The 22,289-nt window shown below is 55.2% G+C and carries 24 protein-coding genes; 18 read left to right on the forward strand and 6 right to left on the reverse strand.

Annotation, left to right across the window (positions count from 1 at the left end; translation table 11 throughout):
* The first annotated feature begins 2 nt into the window (after nucleotides 1-2).
* The 4 genes from ACFFLD_RS08070 to ACFFLD_RS08085 all read left to right on the forward strand — a co-directional run bounded on the left by ACFFLD_RS08070 (nucleotide 3) and on the right by ACFFLD_RS08085 (nucleotide 3,868).
* Entirely contained in the window at nucleotides 3-1,283 is a 1,281-nt protein-coding gene (locus ACFFLD_RS08070; RefSeq protein ID WP_386038956.1) for a TRAP transporter large permease, read from the forward strand.
* A gap of 29 nt (nucleotides 1,284-1,312) precedes the next feature.
* Nucleotides 1,313-1,840, forward strand: a complete 528-nt coding sequence (locus ACFFLD_RS08075; RefSeq protein ID WP_386038958.1) for a gluconokinase — start codon at nucleotides 1,313-1,315, stop codon at nucleotides 1,838-1,840.
* Nucleotides 1,841-1,925: 85 nt separating this feature from the next.
* Nucleotides 1,926-2,921, forward strand: coding sequence for a gluconate operon transcriptional repressor GntR (gene gntR, locus ACFFLD_RS08080; RefSeq protein ID WP_386038960.1), 996 nt, complete (start codon nucleotides 1,926-1,928; stop codon nucleotides 2,919-2,921).
* A gap of 98 nt (nucleotides 2,922-3,019) precedes the next feature.
* Nucleotides 3,020-3,868 carry an MOSC domain-containing protein gene (locus ACFFLD_RS08085; protein ID WP_386038962.1) on the forward strand — a complete coding sequence of 283 codons (849 nt, stop codon included), beginning with the start codon at nucleotides 3,020-3,022 and terminating at the stop codon, nucleotides 3,866-3,868.
* Here the strand turns inward: ACFFLD_RS08085 and ACFFLD_RS08090 are convergent.
* Entirely contained in the window at nucleotides 3,822-4,727 is a 906-nt protein-coding gene (locus ACFFLD_RS08090; protein ID WP_386038963.1) for a DMT family transporter, read from the reverse strand. The genes ACFFLD_RS08085 and ACFFLD_RS08090 overlap by 47 nt on opposite strands.
* A gap of 202 nt (nucleotides 4,728-4,929) precedes the next feature.
* Here ACFFLD_RS08090 and ACFFLD_RS08095 point away from each other — a divergent pair, with 202 nt between their 5' ends.
* Nucleotides 4,930-5,352, forward strand: a complete 423-nt coding sequence (locus tag ACFFLD_RS08095) for an OsmC family protein (protein ID WP_386038965.1) — start codon at nucleotides 4,930-4,932, stop codon at nucleotides 5,350-5,352.
* 238 nt (nucleotides 5,353-5,590) lie between these two features.
* Here the strand turns inward: ACFFLD_RS08095 and ACFFLD_RS08100 are convergent, their stop codons facing one another.
* From ACFFLD_RS08100 to ACFFLD_RS08110, 3 genes are all read right to left on the reverse strand, one after another.
* The gene (locus tag ACFFLD_RS08100) at nucleotides 5,591-6,004 is read right to left on the reverse strand and encodes a PRC-barrel domain-containing protein (RefSeq protein ID WP_386038967.1); all 414 of its coding nucleotides are present in this window, start codon (nucleotides 6,002-6,004) and stop codon (nucleotides 5,591-5,593) included.
* 421 nt (nucleotides 6,005-6,425) lie between these two features.
* On the reverse strand, nucleotides 6,426-7,094 hold the full coding sequence (locus ACFFLD_RS08105; RefSeq protein ID WP_386038969.1) for a 2OG-Fe(II) oxygenase: 669 nt from the start codon (nucleotides 7,092-7,094) through the stop codon (nucleotides 6,426-6,428).
* Nucleotides 7,091-7,756: a CoA pyrophosphatase gene (locus tag ACFFLD_RS08110; protein WP_386038971.1), complete on the reverse strand. Its 666-nt coding sequence runs from the start codon at nucleotides 7,754-7,756 to the stop codon at nucleotides 7,091-7,093. The genes ACFFLD_RS08105 and ACFFLD_RS08110 overlap by 4 nt, the downstream gene beginning before the upstream one ends.
* Nucleotides 7,757-7,850: 94 nt before the next feature.
* Between ACFFLD_RS08110 and ACFFLD_RS08115 the strand changes: the two genes are divergently transcribed.
* Nucleotides 7,851-8,408: an NUDIX hydrolase gene (locus tag ACFFLD_RS08115; protein ID WP_386038973.1), complete on the forward strand. Its 558-nt coding sequence runs from the start codon at nucleotides 7,851-7,853 to the stop codon at nucleotides 8,406-8,408.
* Between the two features lie 27 nt (nucleotides 8,409-8,435).
* Here the strand turns inward: ACFFLD_RS08115 and ACFFLD_RS08120 are convergent, their stop codons facing one another.
* Entirely contained in the window at nucleotides 8,436-8,747 is a 312-nt protein-coding gene (locus ACFFLD_RS08120) for an NGG1p interacting factor NIF3 (RefSeq protein ID WP_386038975.1), read from the reverse strand.
* 230 nt (nucleotides 8,748-8,977) lie between these two features.
* Between ACFFLD_RS08120 and ACFFLD_RS08125 the strand changes: the two genes are divergently transcribed.
* From ACFFLD_RS08125 to ACFFLD_RS08180, 12 genes are all read left to right on the forward strand, one after another.
* Nucleotides 8,978-9,934: a sugar-binding transcriptional regulator gene (locus ACFFLD_RS08125; RefSeq protein WP_386038977.1), complete on the forward strand. Its 957-nt coding sequence runs from the start codon at nucleotides 8,978-8,980 to the stop codon at nucleotides 9,932-9,934.
* A 252-nt stretch (nucleotides 9,935-10,186) separates the two neighbouring features.
* On the forward strand, nucleotides 10,187-11,509 hold the full coding sequence (locus ACFFLD_RS08130) for an ABC transporter substrate-binding protein (RefSeq protein WP_386038979.1): 1,323 nt from the start codon (nucleotides 10,187-10,189) through the stop codon (nucleotides 11,507-11,509).
* Nucleotides 11,510-11,601: 92 nt separating this feature from the next.
* Entirely contained in the window at nucleotides 11,602-12,492 is an 891-nt protein-coding gene (locus tag ACFFLD_RS08135; RefSeq protein WP_386038981.1) for a carbohydrate ABC transporter permease, read from the forward strand.
* Between the two features lie 29 nt (nucleotides 12,493-12,521).
* The gene (locus ACFFLD_RS08140) at nucleotides 12,522-13,388 is read left to right on the forward strand and encodes a carbohydrate ABC transporter permease (RefSeq protein WP_386038983.1); all 867 of its coding nucleotides are present in this window, start codon (nucleotides 12,522-12,524) and stop codon (nucleotides 13,386-13,388) included.
* Between the two features lie 12 nt (nucleotides 13,389-13,400).
* The gene (locus tag ACFFLD_RS08145) at nucleotides 13,401-14,549 is read left to right on the forward strand and encodes an ABC transporter ATP-binding protein (RefSeq protein WP_386038985.1); all 1,149 of its coding nucleotides are present in this window, start codon (nucleotides 13,401-13,403) and stop codon (nucleotides 14,547-14,549) included.
* Nucleotides 14,546-15,217, forward strand: coding sequence for an HAD family hydrolase (locus ACFFLD_RS08150; RefSeq protein ID WP_386038987.1), 672 nt, complete (start codon nucleotides 14,546-14,548; stop codon nucleotides 15,215-15,217). The genes ACFFLD_RS08145 and ACFFLD_RS08150 overlap by 4 nt, the downstream gene beginning before the upstream one ends.
* A gap of 115 nt (nucleotides 15,218-15,332) precedes the next feature.
* Nucleotides 15,333-16,118, forward strand: a complete 786-nt coding sequence (locus ACFFLD_RS08155) for an L-iditol 2-dehydrogenase (protein WP_386038989.1) — start codon at nucleotides 15,333-15,335, stop codon at nucleotides 16,116-16,118.
* 7 nt (nucleotides 16,119-16,125) lie between these two features.
* Nucleotides 16,126-16,746: a nucleoside/nucleotide kinase family protein gene (locus ACFFLD_RS08160; RefSeq protein ID WP_386038991.1), complete on the forward strand. Its 621-nt coding sequence runs from the start codon at nucleotides 16,126-16,128 to the stop codon at nucleotides 16,744-16,746.
* Between the two features lie 69 nt (nucleotides 16,747-16,815).
* Nucleotides 16,816-18,303: a mannitol dehydrogenase family protein gene (locus ACFFLD_RS08165; protein ID WP_386038993.1), complete on the forward strand. Its 1,488-nt coding sequence runs from the start codon at nucleotides 16,816-16,818 to the stop codon at nucleotides 18,301-18,303.
* Nucleotides 18,303-19,790 (forward strand): xylulokinase, encoded by a 1,488-nt coding sequence (xylB, locus tag ACFFLD_RS08170; RefSeq protein ID WP_386038994.1) that lies wholly within the window; start codon nucleotides 18,303-18,305, stop codon nucleotides 19,788-19,790. The genes ACFFLD_RS08165 and xylB overlap by 1 nt, the downstream gene beginning before the upstream one ends.
* A gap of 51 nt (nucleotides 19,791-19,841) precedes the next feature.
* Nucleotides 19,842-20,795 (forward strand): transaldolase, encoded by a 954-nt coding sequence (gene tal / locus ACFFLD_RS08175; protein WP_386038996.1) that lies wholly within the window; start codon nucleotides 19,842-19,844, stop codon nucleotides 20,793-20,795.
* A 167-nt stretch (nucleotides 20,796-20,962) separates the two neighbouring features.
* A complete protein-coding gene (locus ACFFLD_RS08180) occupies nucleotides 20,963-21,805 on the forward strand; it encodes a fructosamine kinase family protein (protein WP_386038998.1) in 843 nt (280 codons plus the stop codon).
* 4 nt (nucleotides 21,806-21,809) lie between these two features.
* Here ACFFLD_RS08180 and cynS read toward each other — a convergent pair whose 3' ends face one another.
* Nucleotides 21,810-22,250: a cyanase gene (cynS, locus tag ACFFLD_RS08185; protein ID WP_386039000.1), complete on the reverse strand. Its 441-nt coding sequence runs from the start codon at nucleotides 22,248-22,250 to the stop codon at nucleotides 21,810-21,812.
* Nucleotides 22,251-22,289 lie beyond the last annotated feature (39 nt).

A 22,289-nucleotide genomic window follows, 5' to 3' on the forward strand; every position in this document is an offset into this window, starting at 1 on the left:
TCATGCTATGGATATTTCTGGCTATTTTATTAGCCTCCATCGTTATTGGGCTGCCGATTGCGTTTGGTTTGGGGGTGGCCGCGTTGGTGATGGCGGTACTCTCGGATATTCCGCTGTCGATCATGATTGAGCAGTCGATTCGTGGCGTGAACAGCTTCCCGCTACTGGCGATCCCGTTCTTTATTTTAGTCGGCGAAGTCATGAGCAATGGTGGCATCGCTCGCCGTTTGATGGAACTGGCCGGTGCGTTAGTGGGCTTTGTGCGCGGAGGGCTAGGGCAGGTAGCCATCACTGGCTCGATGTTCTTTGGTGGTATTAGCGGTTCAGCGGTGGCTGACACGGCGGCCACTGGGGCGATGATGATCCCTTCAATGAAAGAGCAGGGCTACACCGCTGCCAACGCCACCGCGATCAACACCGTCTCATCGGTGATTGGCATTATTATTCCGCCTTCCATTCCGCTGATTTTGTACGGTATTGTCACCGAAACCTCGATTAGTCGCCTGTTTATTGCCGGTATTGTTCCGGGTCTAATCATTGGCTTTGCTCTGATGGTCACCACCTATATTCTCGCCGGTAAACAGGGCGGTGGTGTGCGTGAGTTCCGCTGGGATCGCCTTTGGAAAGCATTCAAGGACGCCTGGCTTGCGCTAGCGTTACCGGTGATTGTGATTGGCGGTATTATCGGTGGTGTTTTTACCGCCACTGAAGCCGCTGTCGCAGCACTGCTCTATGCGTTGGCTATTTCGTTGCTGGTCTACCGTGAATTTAAGCTTAAAGAATTGGGCGGCATGCTGATTCGCACTGCCCGATTGACCGGCATGGTGATGATGCTATTGGCCTTTGCAACGGTGATTGCTTGGTTTTTGACCATCAATATGGTGCCACAAACACTGGTCAGCCAGGTCAAAGCGCTCACTCAAGACCCCTTTTTACTGCTGCTCATCGTCGCCTTTTTGTTGCTATTGGTAGGCTTCGTCATGGATTTAACCCCGGCGATGGTCATCATGGCGCCAATGCTGGCCCCGATTGTCACGTCGGTAGGCGTTGATCCAGCTTACTTTGGGGTGCTGATGGCGTTTGTATTGGGTATCGGCCTGTTAACGCCGCCGGTAGGCACCTGTCTCTATGTCGGCTGCGGGGTCGGTAAGGTTTCCATGGAATCGCTCGTTAAAGCCATGCTGCCTTACTATGCAGCGCTGTTAGTGGTACTGGTGATTTTGATTGCGTTCCCGGGCGTCGTCACCTGGCTGCCTGACTTGACCGCCGTGCGCGGCAATTAAGGTTCTTGGGAATGAAGGGGAGCGCCATTGTGAAGAGCTTATCGCATCGTATTTTGGTGATGGGTGTGTCCGGCTCGGGAAAGTCGCATGTTGGGCGTCAGTTGGCGCACACGTTGGGAGCGACCTTTATTGATGGCGATGACCATCATACGCCTTCCAACGTGGCCAAAATGACTCGCGGCATGCCGCTTAATGATGATGATCGGCGCGAATGGCTGGATACGTTGGCAGCGCTTTTTGCCGACTATCGAGCGCGGGATACCTCGTTGGTGATTGCCTGTTCAGGGCTAAAAAAACGCTACCGTGATCGTCTGCGAGACGGTGATCCAGCACTGAATATTCTCTACTTGGAAGGTTCCCAGACGCTTCTGCTAACGCGCCTGGAGACCCGTGCTGGCCACTTCTTTAAAGGCGATACCATGTTAGCCAGCCAGTTGGCCGACCTTGAACCCCCAGGTGAAGACGAAGCCGTTAACGTGTCGATCGCGTTGTCGCCCGAAGAAATCGTTAAACGTTTTTTGGAGTCACTGCCAGCGTCAGCGCGATCACTAAGTTGATCACACAGTTAAAGAAATAGGCAGGGGGTTACGCATTAGGTAGGCTTAGCCCCCTTGCTTCCTCGTTGCATAAGGCAGTTATTTCTTGAAGAAAAAACGACCCACCTTACAGGATATTGCCGATCATGTTGGGGCCACCAAAATGACGGTGAGCCGTTGTCTACGAGATCCTGAAACGGTGTCGGAAGGTCTGCGTGAACGTATTTTTTCGGTCGCCGAAAAGCTTGGTTACATCCCCAATCGTGCCCCCGATTTACTCTCCAGAGCCACCAGCCATTCGATTGGAATATTGGTGCCATCGCTTACCAATCAGGTGTTTGCTGATGTAATACTGGGTATTGAACGGATTACGGAGCCGGCGAACTACCATCTGATGCTTTCTCACTATGGTTATAGTCCCGAGCTTGAAGAGCGTAGTTTAGCCTCGCTGCTATCGTATAACGTCGATGGGGTGATTCTATCTGACCGTGATCACACGTCACGTAGCTTGCGCATGCTGGAGACCGCCGGCATACCGATTGTGGAGATTATGGATACGCATCGCCCACCGCTGCAGCAAGTCGTTGGCTATGACAATGTTCAAGCCGCGTATGACATGGTGAGCGAAATGATTTGCCGAGGTCGGCGTCAGGTGATCTATCTGGCGGTAAGGCTGGATGAACGTACCCGGCAACGTGAGCGGGGCTACCGATGTGCCATGGAAGAGCACGGGTTAACGCCGGTTACCCTGCAAAGTACTCAGCGTTCGTCTTACAGTGTCGGGGCCGCGCTACTGCAGCAGGTGATTAGCGATTATCCCACGGCTGATGGCCTGTTTTGCACCAATGATGACGTAGCGGTGGGGGCCTTTTTTGAATGTCAGCGTCGTGGTATTGAGGTGCCTGGGCGTATGGCGTTGGCCGGTTTTCATGGCCATGATGTGGGTCACGTAATGACGCCGAGACTAGCGAGCGTGGTGACTCCCCGTCAAGCCATAGGCGAAGCGGCGGCGGGTGAGTTATTGGCACGCATACGGGGTGAATCGCTGACCCAGAAAGTGGTGGATTTGGGCTATCGTATCGATACCGGTATGACGCTGTAATGGAGCGGCTTTCCTTTTTGAAGCATTCAGCCGCTTTTGAGTAGCGGCGAGCAGTAGGGGTGGCTAAAGTAGACGTTTTAACCTAGCGCGAGGCCACTGTGCAGATTACTCAACTCACCATCTACCCCGTTAAGTCGCTAAAAGGCATCAACGTCGACCAGAGCATAGTGCACGAGCATGGGCTTGCGTGGGATCGGCGTTGGATGTTGGTAGATGCCCAGCAGCGCTTTGTGACGCAACGCCAACTGCCGGCGCTTGCTACGGTTGAGGTCGCATTAACCGATAAATATTTGGTGCTTTCTCACCCGAGTGTTGAATCGCTGCACATACCGCTGGCCGAGCCTGCAGGAAATCTTAGAATAGTCCGCGTGTGGAATGATGACTGTAAAGCATTGCCTGAAAGTGGCGAGGTGACCCAGTGGCTTGAGAACGCCTTGGGTGAGCAGGCGCAAGGGCTGAGCCTTGTGCGGTTTGCGACTGACTTTCCCCGTGCCGTTGAACAAGATTTCCTTGATGGCGGGGCCGCACATACCTATTTTTCAGATGCCTATCCGTTCTTGATTACTACCACTGCCTCGCTGGATGCCTTAAATCAAGCCTTGGTAGCAGCGGGTAACACGCCTGTGCCCATGAACCGGTTTCGGCCCAATATGGTCGTCGAGAGCAGTGAAGCATGGGCGGAGGATCGCTGGGCCACTCTGTCAGAGCAACAGGGGGCGTTTCAACTAGCGCTGCGTAAACCCTGCCAGCGATGCAAAATCACCACTATTGACCAGCTTTCAGCGACGATGCCTGCACCCGCTGAGCCGCTTAAAACGTTGCTGGCGCTGAATACCCAACCTACCTTGAAAGGTGCGCATTTCGGCCAAAACGCCACCTTGCTTGCTGGTGCCGGTGGCGTCATTCGTGTGGGGGATACGCTGGAGGCAGTGCTCCGCGACGTTTAACCCGCAGTAACTTGGTCGCGATGGCGGTACCCACCAGCGTTATCACCATCCCCGCAATGATTTGCAGGTTCAGCGTTTCGCCAAGCAGTAGGTAGCCCCAGATCAGCGCGCTCACCGGAACCAAAAAAGTCACTGTTGAAGTAGTGGTAGCACCTGCGCTGGCCAGTAAACCAAAGTAAAGCAGGAACGCGACGGTCGTGCTGAGCGACGCGAGGGCTAGCGCATTGCCCCACGCCAGAGGCGTGATCGGCTCGCTCGGCCATAACAGGAGTCCGGGAATCAGCAGCATCAGCGCCGACATGGCGCAGCTGCCTGCTGCCAGCACGCGTGTCGGTAAATGGCCAAGGCGCGTTTTGGAGTAGTTACCCGCAATGCCGTAGCAAAAGGTGGCTCCCATTACGGCGATAATAAACCAGCCGTCACCTCCCAGCGCAAAATCGAGTCGATCCGCTGACAGGACGTAGACCCCCAGCAGCGCCAGTGCCAGGCCCACATATTGTTGGCGCTGTATCGGCGTGGCAAAAAAGAGCGCGCCAATCAGAGCGGTGAAAATCGGCGTGGTGGCATTCAGCAGCGAGGTAAAGCCCGCCTCAAGGCGAGTAGTTGCCAAGGCGAGCAGTGAAAACGGCAGGACATGATTCACCAGGCCCAATAGTAACAGGGCCCCTTTATGCTGCCAGATAAGCCGCAAATAGCGCAGGCTCATTAATAATGGCAACAGCAGCAGCGCGCCAACTCCCATTCTCACCAGCACTAATGGCACCGCGCCAAACTCGGGAGCGGCGACGCGCATGAAGATAAACGACAGACCCCATAGTGAAGAGAGCAGTATCAAACGCAGCGCATCAGCCGATGACATAGCGAAACCTTCATATCTAATAACGCGATTAGGAGGCTAACTAGCTTACGGTTGAACTGACCAGGAAGAAAGTCATATCCAGCATTGGCTCGGCAGAGCGGCAAAAATCAGCTACGCTGGAAAGGTGGTCAATACGGTCAATGCCGTTAGGCCCTGTCTAGCAACATCATTCTGTATATCGACTACGCACAAGGAGTTGTTCATGGATCGTAAAGCTAGCGCACGTTGGGAAGGTGGACTCAAGGATGGTAAAGGCACCATTTCAACCGAAAGTGGCGTGTTAGAGGCCAATTACTCCTTCAAAAAACGCTTTGAGGACGAAAAAGGCACTAACCCCGAAGAGCTGATTGGTGCAGCACATGCCAGTTGCTTTTCAATGGCTCTTTCAATGATCTTGGGTGATAAAGGTTATACTGCTGATTCTATCGAGACCAGCGCGAAGGTGACGCTGTCACAAAGCGATGCTGGATTTGATATCTCAAAAATTCACCTGGACGTTGTGGCTGATATTAGCGGCGCTGACGATGCAGCTTTTCAGGAAGCGGCAGAAACAGCCAAAGCCAACTGCCCGGTGTCTAAAGTATTAAACGCCGAGATCACCATGACGGCTACTTTAAAAGGCTGATAAGGTTTACCACGGTAAATCTAACGTAAGCTGAATTAGAATTAACGTTTCAATGGTTCACGCATGGCTAATGCGTGAACTTTTTTTATGTCATCAATAGTGATGTTTAATTCCAACACTAGTCAATAATGGGTGCGATGAAGAGGTCGGGGCGGTGAATGCCGCCCACTAAAAAGCCTTGGCTTTCACCAAGGCTTTTATATAACTGACTAATCGTTACTGATTAAGCCAAGCTTAATTATTGCTCGCGCTTAAACTCTTCTGCTGATTGCAGAGCGTCTTCTGATGCATTGACGGTAATGACGTAATCCTCGCCATCTTCGTCTTTGGTCAGTTCAAGCGAGTCCCATTCAATAGCGACATTTTTTTCGCCCATGCCCAGGAAGCCGCCAACGCCAACCACAACCGCGTGGATTTGGCCGTCTTCACCGATGACCAAATCGGTAATGGTACCAATATCTTCGTCATCTTCGACGCTGCTTCTAACCTGGTTGCCGGTTAAGGCATCAGCATGGAATGTGCCTTCTGGCGCTGACGTCAGATAAGTCGCTTCCATGGTGGTAGTGTTCTCTTCGGCATTAGCGGCGCCTGCAGCGAACATAAAGGCAGGAACCATAAGCGTACCGAGAATAGCGGGTTTGATCATTTTCATATTGCGTGCTCCTTGCAATTTTATTAAGGCGTAACCACCTGAATAAATCATTAGCGACGGTAGTGTCTTCGTTTAAATTTAACGATAGCAATACTCGTGCTACTGCTCCTAAAATTGCTAATTACATGTTGGTAATTAACGCCATCCTGCGCACCTATGCGCTAAGACTTATCTTAGGTTAGTTGCTATATTCAAAATTACAACTTTTTCATTACATCCTATGGCTAACAGGGCCGTTTGATATGCTTTGTATCCTTTCTTGTAGCGTATTTGAACGCTTACCATCAGCGCGCTGAGGCTATGCCTATTGAGCCTCTTGGCTAGGCGCTGCTGAGCTGCGTGGTAAGTACTAAATAACAAGTACGTAATAGGCGTCGTTAGCGCCAGAAAGAGAAGGCAGATTCGCGTCGAGGTATGGCAGTTAGCGCGCTGGGTCCAGCACACCACCCAGCGATGCATTGCGCCTGAACCAGCCTGCGATGCTGGTACGTGGATAGCGGGTAGGCAGTACTTCGTGGGGAATGGTTTCTGACAAAAAACAGGCAAATGTGCCTGCCTCCGGCACCACGCGGGTAATTTCCTGATGGGGCTCATCGGGATGATAGATGACCATTTCGCCGCCGCCGTCGTTTGGCCAGTCGCGGGTTAAATAGCCGACGGTGGAAATGACCCGGTTGGCGCGACCACGAAAACTGTCCAGGTGACGTTGATAAAAGGCACCCGGCGGGTAGTGAGCAAAGTGTGCCTCGTACTCAAACAAGCCTAAAAACAGCGCTTGATTCAGTGCCTGCTGTAGCTCAGCCATGGCATCCAGGTACTGCCGTTGCGCGGCGCTCTCCCGGTCCAGCCAGTGAATGGCATCGCCACGGATATCCTTACGCAGCGAGTGTTGTTGGCCGCGGCCAATTCCCGCCTCATCCAGCCCGTTATAGTTTGCTCGATGCATCAGTTCGCTATTAAGCGATTCACACAGCCCAAGGTCGATTGCCGCGCGCCCCACGTACCAGCCTTGCTCAACCAGCGCGTCGACAATGGCGACTTGCGTCGTTGGCGAAAGAGCAGGCGCTGATGTCATGGTGGTAGGCGTCATTTGGTGGATCTCAACGAGGGTGAAGATGAAGACTGCGCGGCATCGAGCCTGTTTTTGCGTTCAGGATGATGGCGAAGTGGGCCCTGAGGACGCTGATACATATCAATGGGCATACCGAAACCTTCGGCCAGCAATTCTACCAGCATCATGGCTGACAGGCCCCAGATGACATGACCGTCAACGTGATAACTGGGGACATAGTGGGCGACGCCATCGACGGTGATTACATCGGTATGGGTGCGCTGATCATCCAAAAAATGACTCAACGGCACTTCAAAGATAGCATCCAGCTCGCCGGGGTCCGCCACCAACGGTAATCCAGGCGGAATAATGCCTACCCAGGGGGTTACGCGAATACCGTGCAGCGAAATAACATCAGACAGTCTTCCTAGCGGCTGCACCACGGCTGGGTCTAGGGCAATCTCCTCCTCAGCTTCACGCAGCGCCGTGGCGTATAGATCAGCGTCAAAGGTCTCGCGCTTGCCGCCTGGAAACGCCACCTGACCACTGTGGGTGCTAAGGTGGTTGGCGCGTCGAGTAAACAGTAACGTCGGCGCGGGATGGTCAACAATTGGCAACAGCACGGCGGCCTCGGGCATGATGATATGGTCCAAGCGTTGAGGCGTCAGGTGTTGCAGTCGTTTACGCAGTTTCTCTAACATGGGGCACCTAATGACTTTGTTCTCTTTTACCCAGCAGCGGTCATTGACGTCAAGCGCGTCGAGGCTTCTATTCACTAGCCGTTGAGAATACGCGATGAATTTTTGCAGCCAGTGTGGCGTTAAAGTACGTTTTGCTGTCCCGAACGGCGATGACCGGCCGCGCTATTTATGCGATGCCTGCGGTACCATCCATTATCAGAACCCCCGCATTGTAGCCGGTACGCTGCCAGTGAGCGGCAGTAAAGTGCTGCTTTGTAAACGTGCGATTTCTCCCCGCAAAGGCTATTGGACATTGCCCGCTGGCTATATGGAAAACGCCGAATCTACCCAGCAGGCAGCCGCTAGGGAAACCCGGGAAGAGGCGTGTGCCGAGGTGGAACTGGCCAATCTATACACGCTCATCGACCTGCCGCATATCAATCAGGTGTACATGATTTTTCGCGCTGAATTAGTCGGTGGCTTTAGTGCTGGGCCTGAAAGCCTGGAAGTCGCGCTATTTGAGGAGCACGAAATACCTTGGGATGAATTGGCATTTACCACCATCGAGCGAACGCTACGCCACTTTTACGCGGACCGTCCCACTAACGAGTTTCCCTTGCATACCAGCATGGTGACCCCTGAGGATCGCGAGCGCTATTTTGGTAGCGCTTGAGCCATCAACGACCCTGCTGCTCATTATTTACAGGTCGGCCAGTGTCCATACGTCATAGGCGACCTCTTCATAAGGGTGGGCCAGTTTTAGGGCTGCTATAGCGCCATGGATATGTGCTTCGTCACACATCATTTCCACTTTCAGCTCGTCGACCTTTTCTAAGCTGCCCACTGCACCGATATGCGGGTGGGCGCCTTCCATGGGGCGGAACTGCCCAGTGCCACGCGTTTGAAAGCAGACGTTTTCGTAAGCGCCCATACGCCCTGCGCCAGCCTCAAATACCGCTTGTTTGACGCTATCGGCGTCGTCTACAGGAACAAAAAAAGCCAATTTATACATGCTTAACCTTCCTTCCGTCGGTTCACAATGTGCACGTTACTCTAATTAGGTTAGCGGATAGACGACGACTGGTCGCGGGCTTAGCTTTGTACGATGATATTTTTATGACGTGTTTTATGAACAGATTTTATGATCGTTTTTATGAACAGGGTTTATGAACAGAGTTTATGAACAGAGTTTATGAAAAAGTTTAATGACCGCATTTTCAGGATCAGGACAAGAGCCGCCACATGGATAAATTTGAAGTAAAGCTGGATCAGGCGGCTAGGGCCGCCTGGATGTCCTACGTCGGCGGGATGACCCAGGATGAGATCGCAAGCCAGTTAGGCGTATCGCGCCCTGGGGTACAACGCTTATTGGCGTTGGCGCGCCAGGAGGGGTTGGTGAAAGTCCATATCGATCACCCTATTTCTAACTGCATGGCGTTAGGGAGTACGTTGCGCGATCATTTTGGCTTGACCTACTGCGACGTGGTGCCAGCCGATAACCACGCAGCCGACAGCGCCGCTTCCTACCTGGCAGTGGCGGCGGCCGAGCGGATTGCGCAATTGGTAGAGCGTAGCGAACCCTTAACGCTCTCGTTAGGCACGGGGCGTTCAGTGCGGGCGGCGGTGGAGGCGCTTAGCCGTGTGGAGCGGCCTCAGCACCGGTTTGTATCCCTGGTGGGTAACGTGGCCCGGGATGGCTCGGCCAACCGCTACGATGCCGTGATGGTGATGGCAGATAAAACCGAAGGCGAGCGCTTTCTCCTGCCCGCTCCGGTGGTCGCGGAATCGCTGGCCGAAAAAGAAGCGATGCTGACCCAGCGGTTATTCAAGGCGATTGCGGATGTGGCTAGAGAGTCAGAAGCCGCGTTTATTGGCGTTGGGCGTATTGACCGTCAGGCCACCCTGTTTCAAGACCATTTTATCAGCGAAAGTGAGCTGGATGAGTTACTAGGCTTGGCCGCGGTAGGGGAGTTGCTTGGCTGGCCGTTAAACAGCGACGGCGAAGTGATCGACTGTTCGATCACGCGACGGGTCACCAGTCTCCCTCTGGAGCGCTTTGGTAAACACCATATGGTGGCCATTGCGGGCGGCCGTGAAAAAGCGCCCGCCATTCATGCCGCGCTCCGTGGTCGCTGGCTCAAAGGGTTGATTACCGATGAAGTAGCTGCCCGGCAGATTGTTGAGTCGTTGAATTGTTGAACCACGGTTGTTGAATCACGTTTTTGATTCATGGCTGATGAACCATGGTGGTTGAGTCACGGTTGTTGAAACACGGTTGTTGAAAAATGCTAAGGACGCTGCGCTGCAATATGCGTGAGGATTAATAAGTTAGCTTAAAGTCTAAGCTTATGGGCTTTGCTTTTTTTTGGCTGACGTACGATCATTTGTTCGACTGTTGATCAATAAGATCAAGGCAACAACAATGCCAATACAAGCCCATAGGAGTGCTTTATGCGACTCGCACGTCACTTGCCCGTCACCACACTAGCGGCCGCCATTGCCTTATCGAGCCATGCTCAGGCACAAACCGAAATTACCGTCGCCACGGTTAACAACAACGATATGGTCATCATGCAGAGCCTCACTGAGGCTTTCGAAGAAGCGCATCCCGACATTACTCTTGACTGGGTAGTGCTTGAGGAGAACGTGCTGCGTCAACGCATGACCACCGATATTGCCACGGGTGGCGGTCAGTTTGACGTCATGACCATTGGTACTTACGAAGTGCCTATTTGGGCTGAGCGCGGCTGGTTGACGCCTCTTGATGAGCTGCCCAGCGAGTATAATGAACAAGATCTGCTGGCCTCTGTGCGTGATGGCTTAAGCCATGATGGCACGCTTCATGCGCTGCCGTTTTATGCCGAAAGCTCAATGATGTACTACCGCCAGGATTTGTTTGATAAAGCGGGCATTGAGATGAGCGAGCAGCCCACCTGGGAAGAGGTGCGTGAGTGGGCGGGCAAGCTACACGGCAGCGAAGAGGGTCTGGCTGGCATCTGTCTGCGCGGTAAGCCAGGCTGGGGCGAGAACATGGCGTTTGTGTCCACCTTGGTGAATACCTACGGCGGTCGCTGGTTTGACGAAGAGTGGAACCCCGAACTCAATTCTGAAGAGTGGGTGAACGCTATCCAGTTTTATGTCGACTTGCTTAACGACTACGGCCCGCCAGGCGCAAGCTCCAATGGCTTTAACGAAAATCTGGCGCTGTTCTCCCGCGGCAACTGTGCCATGTGGGTCGATGCGACTTCCGCAGCAGGCAAACTATACGATGGCAATGAGTCTGATGTGGCGGACAGCCTAGGGTTTGCCCCGGCGCCAGTAGCAGAAACACCGAAGGGGTCACACTGGTTGTGGTCTTGGGCGTTAGCAATTCCCGCTTCCTCCGAGAAAAAGGACGCAGCGCTTGAGTTTATTACCTGGGCGACCTCACAAGAGTACATTGAGCTGGTCGGTGAAACCGAAGGCTGGACCAGTGTTCCGCCAGGCACCCGTGAGTCGACTTACGCCAATGAGCAGTATACCGAAGCAGCCCCCTTTGCTGACTTCGTGCTAAAGGCTATTAAGGACGCTGACCCCACCGACTCTACGCTGGAGCCTAACCCCTATGTGGGCGTGCAGTTTGTCGGTATTCCTGAGTTCCAGTCGATCGGTACCCAGGTTGGCCAGTCCATTGCTGCCGCATTAACCGGTGACACTACCGTCGAGCAAGCGTTAGACAGTGCCCAACGTGCCACCGAACGCACCATGCAGCGTGCGGGTTACATCGAACGATAAACCAAACCCAACGCCTGCCTTTTCAGCTGGTGATTAGCCACTGAGGCAGGCGTTTTATCGCTGCCAGTTCAGTTTTTTTCGCAGGTATTTCCATGAATAAAACACGTGCTTCTGGCCGGACGGTCGGCGGGCTAAGGACGCTTTCGCTTCAAGCGCCTGCGGTAACGCTGTTATTGCTCTGGATGATTGTGCCGCTAGGCATGACGCTATGGTTCTCCTTTCAATACTACAACTTGCTAATGCCCGGCATGAGCGGCTACGCCGGGGTGGAAAATTATCAATATCTACTCACCGACCCAGCGCTTTGGGCGGCCATGGGCAACACCCTGCTGCTGGTGGGCTGGGTACTGACAATTACCGTGGTGGGTGGCACGTTGCTGGCGGTGTTGTTCCAGCAAGAGTTTGTGGGGCGCGGGATCGCCCGGGTCTTGGCGATTTCGCCATTTTTTGTCATGCCCACCGTGAGTGCACTGGTGTGGAAGAACATGATGATGCATCCGGCTAATGGGGTGCTTGCATGGTTGGCTGAGTCTATCGGACTGCCCGCGGTGGATTGGTTTTCATCACTGCCGCTGACGTCGATTGTGGTTATTGTCGCGTGGCAATGGCTGCCGTTTGCGCTGCTGATTTTGCTCACCGCGATGCAGTCGCTAGACGAGGATCAGGTAGAAGCCGCGCGGATGGATGGCGCAGGACCAATCGCCATTTTCTTTTTTATTACCCTGCCGCACTTAAAGCGCGCTATCAGCGTCGTGATCATGATCGAAATGATCTTCCTGCTGACCATTTTTGCCGAGATTTTTGTGACTACCTCGGGCGGCCCCGGGTTGGCGACCACTAACTTGGCCTACTTGATTTACATCCGTGCGCTGCTGGATTTTGACGTAGGTATTGCCTCTGCCGGTGGGGTGATCGCGATCATCCTCGCCAATATTGTGGCGATCTTCCTGGTCAGGATGGTAGCTAAAAATTTGGCTGACTAGTCCGGCACTTGTGTCTTGGGAGCACTTCGATGACAACATTAGGTTCCAAAAATGCAGCGCCCGCCTCGGTCTCGGGGTGGCGGTCGGCGCAAGCCAAACAGGTTTTGCTGACGCTCGTGGGCTGGTCCGTGGCGCTGCTTATTTTCTTTCCGATTTTCTGGATGATGCTGACGGGGTTTAAAACCGAGTCGGCGGCTATTGCCGACCCCTCGTTGATTTTCTCTCCCACCCTGGAGAGCTATCAGGCGGTACAAGAGCGCTCGGGCTATACACGCTTTGCGCTAAATAGCGTTGCAGTGGCGTTTGGCTCAACGTTTCTCGCCCTGTTAATTGCCATTCCCTGTGCCTATGCCATGGCTTTCTTACCCACCAAACGTACCAAAGGCACGTTGCTGTGGATGCTCTCGACCAAAATGCTGCCCTCGGTTGGGGTGTTGGTGCCGATCTATCTGATTTTTCGCGATACAGGGCTGTTAGACACGCGTACGGGGTTGATCATCATCTATACGTTGATGAACCTGCCGATCGTGGTGTGGATGCTCTACACCTTTTTTAAAGACATGCCCAAAGACATTCTAGAAGCGGGGCGTATGGACGGTGCTTCGACCTTACAGGAAGTGTTCTTTCTACTGCTGCCACTAACGCTGCCAGGTATCGCCTCAACCGGGCTGCTGTCGGTCATTCTGAGCTGGAACGAGGCATTCTGGAGTCTCAATCTGACCACCTCCAAAGCCGCGCCGTTAACCGCCTATATCGCCTCCTTCTCAAGCCCGGAGGGACTCTTCTGGGCCAAGCTATCCGCTGCTTCCACGATGGCGATTGCGCCTATTTTGATACTCGGCTGGATGACGCAAAAACAAATGGTACGTGGCCTGACCTTTGGCGCCGTCAAGTAAAGGATATTCCTCATGGCAACTCTACAACTACACAATATTACCAAGCGTTTCGGCGACACCGAGGTGATCAAAGGTATCGATCTGGAGGTGAATGATCGCGAGTTTGTGGTTTTCGTGGGTCCTTCCGGCTGCGGTAAATCAACCTTGATGCGCATGATTGCCGGGCTGGAAAGCGCCACCGACGGCGATATCGTGATTGATGGTCAGCGTATCAATGATGTCGCCCCGGCAGATCGTGGTCTCGCCATGGTGTTTCAAAGCTATGCGCTTTACCCGCACATGACGGTGGAAGGCAATATGGGCTTCAGCATGCGTTTAGCCGGTGTTCCAAAAGAGCAGCGGCGCGCCAAGGTGTTGGAGGCAGCCAAAATCCTGCAGCTTGAACCGCTGTTGGATCGTAAGCCCAAAGCGCTCTCAGGCGGCCAGCGCCAGCGTGTGGCGATTGGCCGTGCGATCGTGCGTAACCCAAGCATCTTCCTGTTTGACGAACCGCTCTCCAACCTGGATGCCGCCCTGCGCGTGCAGATGCGTATTGAGCTGGCGCGCCTGCACGATGAGCTGGACGCGACCATGATCTACGTGACCCACGACCAGATTGAAGCCATGACGATGGCGGATAAGATCGTCGTACTTCACGACGGCGTGGTGGAGCAGGTGGGGTCGCCCATGGCGCTTTATCATCACCCCCGCAATCGCTTTGTCGCGGGCTTTATTGGCTCACCCAAAATGAATTTCCTGCCGGTAACGTTGACCGGCGTGTCGCCTGAAGGCGTGGCAGTACGGTTACCCGGGGGCAGTGAGCGTAGCGTGCCGGTTGACGGCCAGCCGTTGGCAAGTAACGCCACTCTTGAGCTAGGGGTGCGCCCCGAACACCTGGTGCTTGATGAGCAGGGGCCATTACGCGGGCAGATCAAAGTATTGGAACGCCTGGGTGGGCAAACCTCGCTTTACGTCCAAATGGACAATGAACTCATCACCATCATGGCCGACGGTGACGTCGCGTACCGGGTCAACGATACCGTGCGCTTTGGGTTTGATCCCGAACGCGCTCACTTGTTTGATGCCGACGGACTGGCGCTGACGAGCTTGCAACAGCATCCGCTGGCGGGACTGACTCGCCATGATAACCGTGCCCAGGGTGCCGATGAGGAGTCGGCATGAGGACGCTAATCTTTGACTGTGATGGCGTGCTGGTCGATAGCGAGGCGCTTGCTGAAGATACGCTGGTGGTCTATCTCACGCGTTGGCTGCCTGATCTGGATATCACCGAGCGACTTAGCCAGGCATTAGGCATGACCACGGCGGATATTCTGGCGTATATGGAGCGGCTAAGTGCGCATACGCTGCCGCCTGATGCCACCGAGCAGGTCGATAGTGCCATTGAGGCCCGCTTGGCGCGCGAACTGAAAGCGATTGATGGAGCAGAGAAGGCCGTTCGTGGAATCGCCTTGGAAAAAGCGGTCGTCTCTAACAGTCGACGCAGTCGCGTATTGGCCTCGTTGGCGAGCACGCAGCTGGCTGACGCTTTTGGCGACGTGGCTATCTTTACTGCCGATCAAGTGGCACACCCCAAGCCCGACCCCGCTCTCTATCGCTTGGCGGCCTCTCAGCTAGGCCAGGTGCCTCGCGATTGTCTCGTCGTCGAAGATAGCGTAGCAGGCGTCACCGCGGCCCATGCGGCGGGCATGTGCGTGATTGGATTTGTCGGCGCCAGCCACGTGGATGCCGGCCAATCGGCGCGCCTTACCCAAGCCGGCGCGTGGCGAATTCTCGACCATATGCATGGCTTGGCAGCACTGGTGGACGAGTGGCAAGCCAGCGCCACCTAGTGTTCAAGCAACGGCTCTGCGCATTAACGGCTGATGGCATAGCGATAGTCGTCATCAGTGACATGGCCCACTTGATATTCAGCGAAATAGTAAGCGTGATAGCGAGAGAGACAGCATGAAACTAAGCCACAAAATTGCAGTGATCACCGGCGGCGCACGCGGCATTGGGTTGGCCATTGCTCAACGCTACCTGACGGAAGGGGCCAGCGTGGTGGTGGCAGATATCGACTCCCATGCCGTCGATGCGGCGGTGGCGACGCTTGAGCAGCAAGCGGCGGCTGAAAACGTAATGGGGGTGACGCTGAACGTGTGCGACCACGCCTCCATTGATGCCATGGTGAACGCGGTGACACAGCGCTTTGGCGGTATCGATATTTTGGTCAATAACGCCGCGGTCTTCGATATGGCGCCGGTGCTTGAAGTGACCGAGGAAAGCTTCGATAAGCAGTTTGCGGTCAATACCAAGGGCATGTTTTTTACCCTACAGGCCGTTGCCCGTTCCATGGTCGAACGTGGTCAAGGCGGAAAAATCATCAATATGGCCTCTCAAGCGGGGCGCCGCGGTGAAGCCCTGGTAAGCGTTTACTGCGCGAGCAAAGCAGCAGTCATCAGCCTGACTCAATCGAGTGGTCTTGATTTAATCAAGCACGGTATCAACGTTAACGGCATCGCCCCGGGTGTGGTCGATACGCCGATGTGGGCAGAGGTCGACGCGCTGTTTGCCCGTTATGAGAAGCGTCCGCTAGGTGAAAAGAAGCGTTTGGTGGGCGAAGCCGTTCCGTTTGGACGTATGGGGCTACCCGAAGACCACACCGGTGCCGCGGTATTTTTAGCCAGCCACGACAGTGACTATGTGGTTGCCCAGACGTTGAATGTCGATGGCGGCAACTGGATGAGCTGAGGTCGTTATGACACCGGATCTTGATGCGTTAGCCGACCAGATTATTCGTGCCGCGGAAGGTGCCTCGCGCTATTTGGTCGCGCTGGCAGGGCCGCCGGGAGCGGGTAAGTCGGTGCGTGGCCAGTGGCTCTGCGATGCCATTAACGAACGCTTGCCGGGTCGCGCCGGGTTAGTGCCGATGGATGGCTACCATTTTGACAACGCCGTGTTGGGCGAGCAGCAGATACCGGTAAAAGGCGCGCCACACACCTTCGATGTGCAGGGGCTGCGCTGTGATCTTGAACGTATCCGCCAAGCCGACCAACCGGTCGCCGTGCCGGTGTTTGACCGCCCCTTGGATTTAGCCCGAGCGGGCGGGCGACTGATCAGCCTTGAGCAACACATCGTGATTGTGGAAGGCAATTACCTACTGCTGGACCGCTCCCCCTGGCGAGAATTGCGCCCGCTGTTTGACTGGACACTGTTTCTGGAGGTTGACGATGCCGTGCTGGTTGATCGGCTGGTTCGTCGATGGTTAGACATGGGCCAGGATCACGCCGGGGCGATTGAACGCACTCATCACAAAGACATGCTCAATGCACAGTTGGTTAAGCGCTGTTGTTTACCTCCCGACCAGTGTTGGCGTTAACCGTTCTAGACCGCCTTAGCCACGTTTATTTACCACATCGCGCCAAGAGGCCTTGGCTGGAGAGTACCCATGACCCGACTTAACAATCACAACCTGGGCAATCTAACCGCCGATGTTGCCACGCCGAGCTATGACCGTCGCGCGCTCACCCCAGGCATCGTACATATCGGAGTAGGCGGCTTTCACCGTGCCCACCAGGCGATGTACCTGGATGCACTGATGAACCAGGGGGAAGCATTCGATTGGGGGATTGTCGGCGTAGGCGTAATGCCTGGCGACAAACGTATGCAAGAGGCGCTGGCAGCACAGGACTACCTGTATACGCTGGTGGTCAAACATCCCGATGGTCAGTACGAACCCAGAGTGATTGGCAGCATGGTGAACTACCTGTTTGCCCCGGATAGTCGCGAGGCGGTGATTGAGCAGATGGCCGATCCGGCGATTCGTATTGTGTCGTTGACGGTAACCGAAGGCGGCTACAATTTTCACCCAGTCAGTGGCGAATTCGATCTTGGGGATCCCCAGGTGCATGCCGACTTGGCCAATCCTACTCAGCCCACCACCAGCTTTGGGCTGGTGGTGGAAGCATTGGCGCGTCGTCGTGCTCGGGGCACCGCGCCGTTCACCGTGATGTCCTGCGATAATATTCAAGGTAATGGTGACGTGGCCAAGCGCATGTTCGGTGCCTATGCGACCGCGCGGGATGCCGAGTTAGGCGCTTGGCTGATGCGGGAAGTGGCGTTTCCCAATGCGATGGTGGATCGAATTACGCCAGTGACGTCGCCAACCGATATTGACGAACTGGCCCAACGCTTTACGGTAGAGGATGCGTGGCCGGTAGTGTGCGAGCCGTTTACCCAATGGGTACTGGAAGACCACTTCCCCCTTGGCCGCCCGGCCTTTGAAAAAGTGGGTGTGCAGGTCGTGGAGGATGTCGAACCCTACGAGCTAATGAAGCTGCGCCTGTTGAATGCCAGTCATCAGGCGTTGACCTATTTTGGCTATTTAGCAGGATACCGTTACGCCCACGAAGTATGTCAGGATCCGCTATTCGTCGATTTTCTACTCGGCTATATGCGCGAAGAGGGCACACCCACGCTGGCGCCGGTCCCGGGGGTTGATCTTGAAACCTACCGCTTGACGCTAATTGAGCGCTTCGCTAATCCGCAAATCAGAGATACCCTGGCCAGACTATGCGCTGAAAGCTCTGACCGTATTCCTAAATGGCTAGTGCCGGTGATTCGTCAACAGTTAGCCCAGGGCGGCGAGATAGTTCGCAGCGCTGCCGTGGTGGCCAGTTGGGCGCGCTACGCTGAAGGCGTGGACGAGCAAGGTGAGCCTATTGAGATCGTCGATCGATTAAAGGCGCCGCTCATGACCATAGCGGCCGAGAATCGTACCCGGCCCACCGCATTTATCGAAAATCGTGAGTTGTTTGGTGATTTAGTCGACAGCACTCGCTTTGTTGAGGCTTACTTAACGGCGCTCAATTCACTGCACGACCATGGCGCTCGCGCTACGCTAGAGGGCCTGGTGTCGTCCAAAGGATCGTTGTGATGTATATCGGGGTAGATTGCGGTACCCAGAGTACCAAGGTAGTAGTGGTCGACGTTGAGAAAGGAATGATCCTGGCAGAGGCCAGCCGACCTCATCGTTTGGATGAAGGTGAACATGGCCGTCGTGAGCAGGCCCCCTCCGAGTGGCTGGCGGCCTTGAAAGGCGCTTTTTTTGCCGCGTTGGATAACGCTGGCGTGTCAGCCAGTCAGGTACGCGGTATTGGAGTGTCGGGCCAGCAGCACGGCATGGTGGCGCTCGATGCGGATGGAGTGCCGGTCTACCCCGCCAAGCTGTGGTGCGACACTGAAACCAGCGCACAGAACGCTGATTTGGTCGCTCGCTTGGGTGGTGAGGCGGGCTGCCTGGATAAGCTGGGGCTGGTACTTCAAACCGGCTATACCGCCTCCAAGGTTGCTTGGCTGCGCGAGCAGCATCCGACTGCGTATCAGCGTATCGAAACCTTGCTGCTGCCCCATGACTACCTCAATTTCTGGCTAACTGGCGAGCGTGTCACCGATTCGGGTGATGCCTCGGGTACCGGCTACTTCGATACGCGAAAGCGCTGCTGGCAGCTTGAAGTGTTTAACCAGATAGCACCTGAATTGGTCCCTGAAAAAGTGTTGCCTCGCGTGCTCGACGCCCACGAACCGGTAGGCTTTGTACGCTCGGTGGTGGCTCGCGAGTTGGGGCTTGGCGATCAGGTGGTAGTTTCCTCTGGGGGCGGCGATAATATGCTGGGTGCTATTGGCACCGGCAACATTACCCCGGGGCTGATTACGCTAAGCTTGGGCACGTCCGGCACCGTCTGCGCTTACTCAGCGACCCCGGTGGAATGCGACAACGCCATGGTAGCCAATTTCTGTTCAAGTACCGGTGGCTGGCTGCCGCTGATCTGTACCATGAACGTCACGTCAGCCACTACGCGAGTAAGAGAGCTGTTTGGCTTGGACCTGGCAGCCTTTGGCGAGAAAGTGGCTAGCTCCCCGGTAGGGGCTGAAGGTATCACCGTACTGCCTTTCTTTAATGGCGAACGGGTGCCCATGTTGCCGGATGCTTCGGCGGACTTTCTAGGCTTGACCAGCCTGAACACCACCCAGGCAAATATGTGTCGGGCCGTGGTGGAAGGAGCCACGTTCGGGCTACGCTATGGGTTGGAATTACTCGGTGATATCACGGCTGGCGCCAGCCAGATTCGGCTGATCGGTGGCGGCGCTAATAGTCCCGTCTGGCGGCAGATGGTGGCGGATATTACCAATACTCAGGTGATTTGCCCTGAGATTACCGATGCAGCAGCACTAGGCGCAGCAATACAGGCGGCATGGTGCGACCAGCGCGCCCACGGCGTAACGCTTGAAGCGTTGTGTGAACGGTTGGTTCATCTGGATGCACAGTCGCTAGCCGACCCACATCCGGATCGCGTCGCAGCCTACCAGCCGGTATATGCACGCTATTATGCCGCCCTTGAACAACGTCATGGCGGCGTTTAAATAAAGCATTGAATAGAAGCGCCAGGATTGGACAAATTTTAAGGAGAGAATATGACCAGCCAACTGCAACAGTTGAAGCAACACTCGCTCGTCGTCGCTGACACCGGTGATCTTGACGCTATTCGCCGTTACCAGCCGCACGATGCCACGACCAATCCGTCACTGCTGCTCAAGGCGTTTAGTTTGTCCGGTTATCAAGCGCTGATTGATGAAGAGCTGAAGAGTGTCAAAGCGTCCGGCGGCAGCCGTGAAGAACAGATAACCCATGCCGTTGACCGCCTTGCGGTAGCGATGGGCAGCGAAATTTCCGCCGTTGTGCCAGGGCGAGTCTCTACCGAAGTCGCTGCCCGGCTGTCGTTCGATACCCAGGCAAGCATTGCCAAAGCCCATGAGTTAATCGAGTTATATGACGCGCGTGGTGTATCGCGTGACCGCGTGTTGATCAAACTGGCCTCGACCTGGGAAGGCATCCGCGCCGCCGAGGTGCTCGAACGCGAAGGCATCCAGTGCAACCTGACACTGCTGTTCAGCGATGCCCAGGCCCAGGCATGCTTTGATGCCGGGGTGTTCTTGATCTCGCCGTTTGTCGGCCGCGTCACCGATTGGTACAAAAAAGAGACGGGCAGTGACTACACGCCGGAAAATGACCCGGGCGTTCAATTTGTGCGAGGCGTTTGCGAGCGGGCCAACCAGGGTGGTTTTGATACCGTGGTGATGGGGGCGAGTTTCCGTACCACCGGGCAGGTGCTGGCCTTGGCAGGTTGCCCACGGTTGACCATTTCACCTGCCTTGCTGGAAGAGCTGGAGGCCACTGAAGGCAGCGTTGCCGCGCAGATCAGTGCGGGGAAAGGCAGTGGCAATAAGCCGGAGCCAATGAGCGAGCCAGCGTTTCGTTGGGGCCATAACCAGGACGCCATGGCTAACGACAAGCTGGCCGAAGGCATCCGCCGCTTCCACGATGATCAGCTTGAGTTAGAGAGCCTGATCGATAAAAGATTAGGCTGAAATATAAGCTAGCCTATAGCTTAAGCGCCTCGGGGTTAGGGTAAAGCGGAGGTCTTTTTCCAGGGATGGAAAAAGTAGCGCCTATGGAGGGGTTTACGGCGCCCCGCGGCACCCTGACGACGACTAGCGCGGGGCGGGTTTAGGAATTTCGACATGGGGAGAGTGACATGGATGCCACCCTAAGCCAGTTGTTGGAGTCCATCGCGGTAACGCCGGTAGGCGATCTAGAACCGCTGAGCGGCGGTGATATTGCCGCCGTGTATCGCTTGAAAACGCCCGATGGGCAGGTAGTGATCAAGCATGACGATGCCGCGCGCCTGCACGGCGAAGCCGACGGGCTACGCACCTTGCGCAACGCCTGTGAACAATTGGTGGTGCCGGAAGTACTGGGCGTGGCGGACGGTTGGCTGATCATTGAGTGGCTGGACTCCGCGCCTGCCGGGCCGCAGAGTGCGGGCGCGCTTGGTGAAGGGTTACGCGCCCTGCACAGCGTTACTGGCGATGCCCACGGCTGGCATCAGGATAATGCCGCTGGCCACACGCCGCAGCCCAATGCAGTGCTCGACGATGGACGTGTTTTTCAGCGTGAACGCCGCTTGTTGCCACTTGCCGAGGCGTGTTTTCAGCGGGGTCTGTTAGATACAAAGCTGCGCACGCGTATCGAGCGCGAGGCTCATGAGCTGGAGCGCTGGTTGCCCGACGTGCCGCCTAGCTTACTGCATGGTGATTGTTGGTCAGGCAACGTACTCACTACACCACGGGGGCCAGCGCTCATCGACCCTGCCGTGTATCGTCACTACCCAGAGGTAGATGTGGCGATGCTGACGCTGTTTGGTTCGCCGGGTGATACCTTTTTTGATGCCTACTGGAACGGCAACGCCCCGACCGATTGGCCGAGGCGTGAAGCGTTGTTTCAGCTTTATCCGTTGTTGAACCATCTGCTTCTGTTCGGCGCCGGTTACCGCGGGGCTGTCGAGCGCTGCGTAGCCAGGCTAGAAGCGTATACGTAAGTTTTTACCAGGCTTTATAGGGCAAAAATTTACCGTTCAAGGTGAGCAGTACCCGGTCACCTTTGGGGTCTTCGACTTTGTCCACTTCCATGGTGAAGTCGATGGCGCTCATGATGCCGTCACCAAACTTCTCCTGCACCACGTCTTTCAGCGTTTCGCCATAAACGCCCACCACTTCATATAAGCGATAGATAAACGGGTCTTGGGGAATCGCTTCATCCCAGGCTTTGGTGGGGAAAGCCACCAGGGCATCGGCAACATCGCTCTCCACACCAAGCGTATCGCAAAGCTTATGGGCAATGTCATTGCTGGCGCTATTCATGCCGTAGCAGGCCGAGGCCACCCACACTGGCGACATGCCAATGGCGCTGCCAATATCGTCCCAGCTCATTTTTTTGCGCGCTTTCGCGGCGAGTAGGGTGTGGCGCATTTCAAGCTTATCCATGAGGGTTCTCCTGATTAGGAAGGGCGGTTGCCGCCCTTT

The sequence above is a fragment of the Vreelandella sulfidaeris genome, from assembly GCF_042429665.1.
In the GTDB taxonomy this organism is placed as follows: Bacteria; Pseudomonadota; Gammaproteobacteria; order Pseudomonadales; family Halomonadaceae; genus Vreelandella.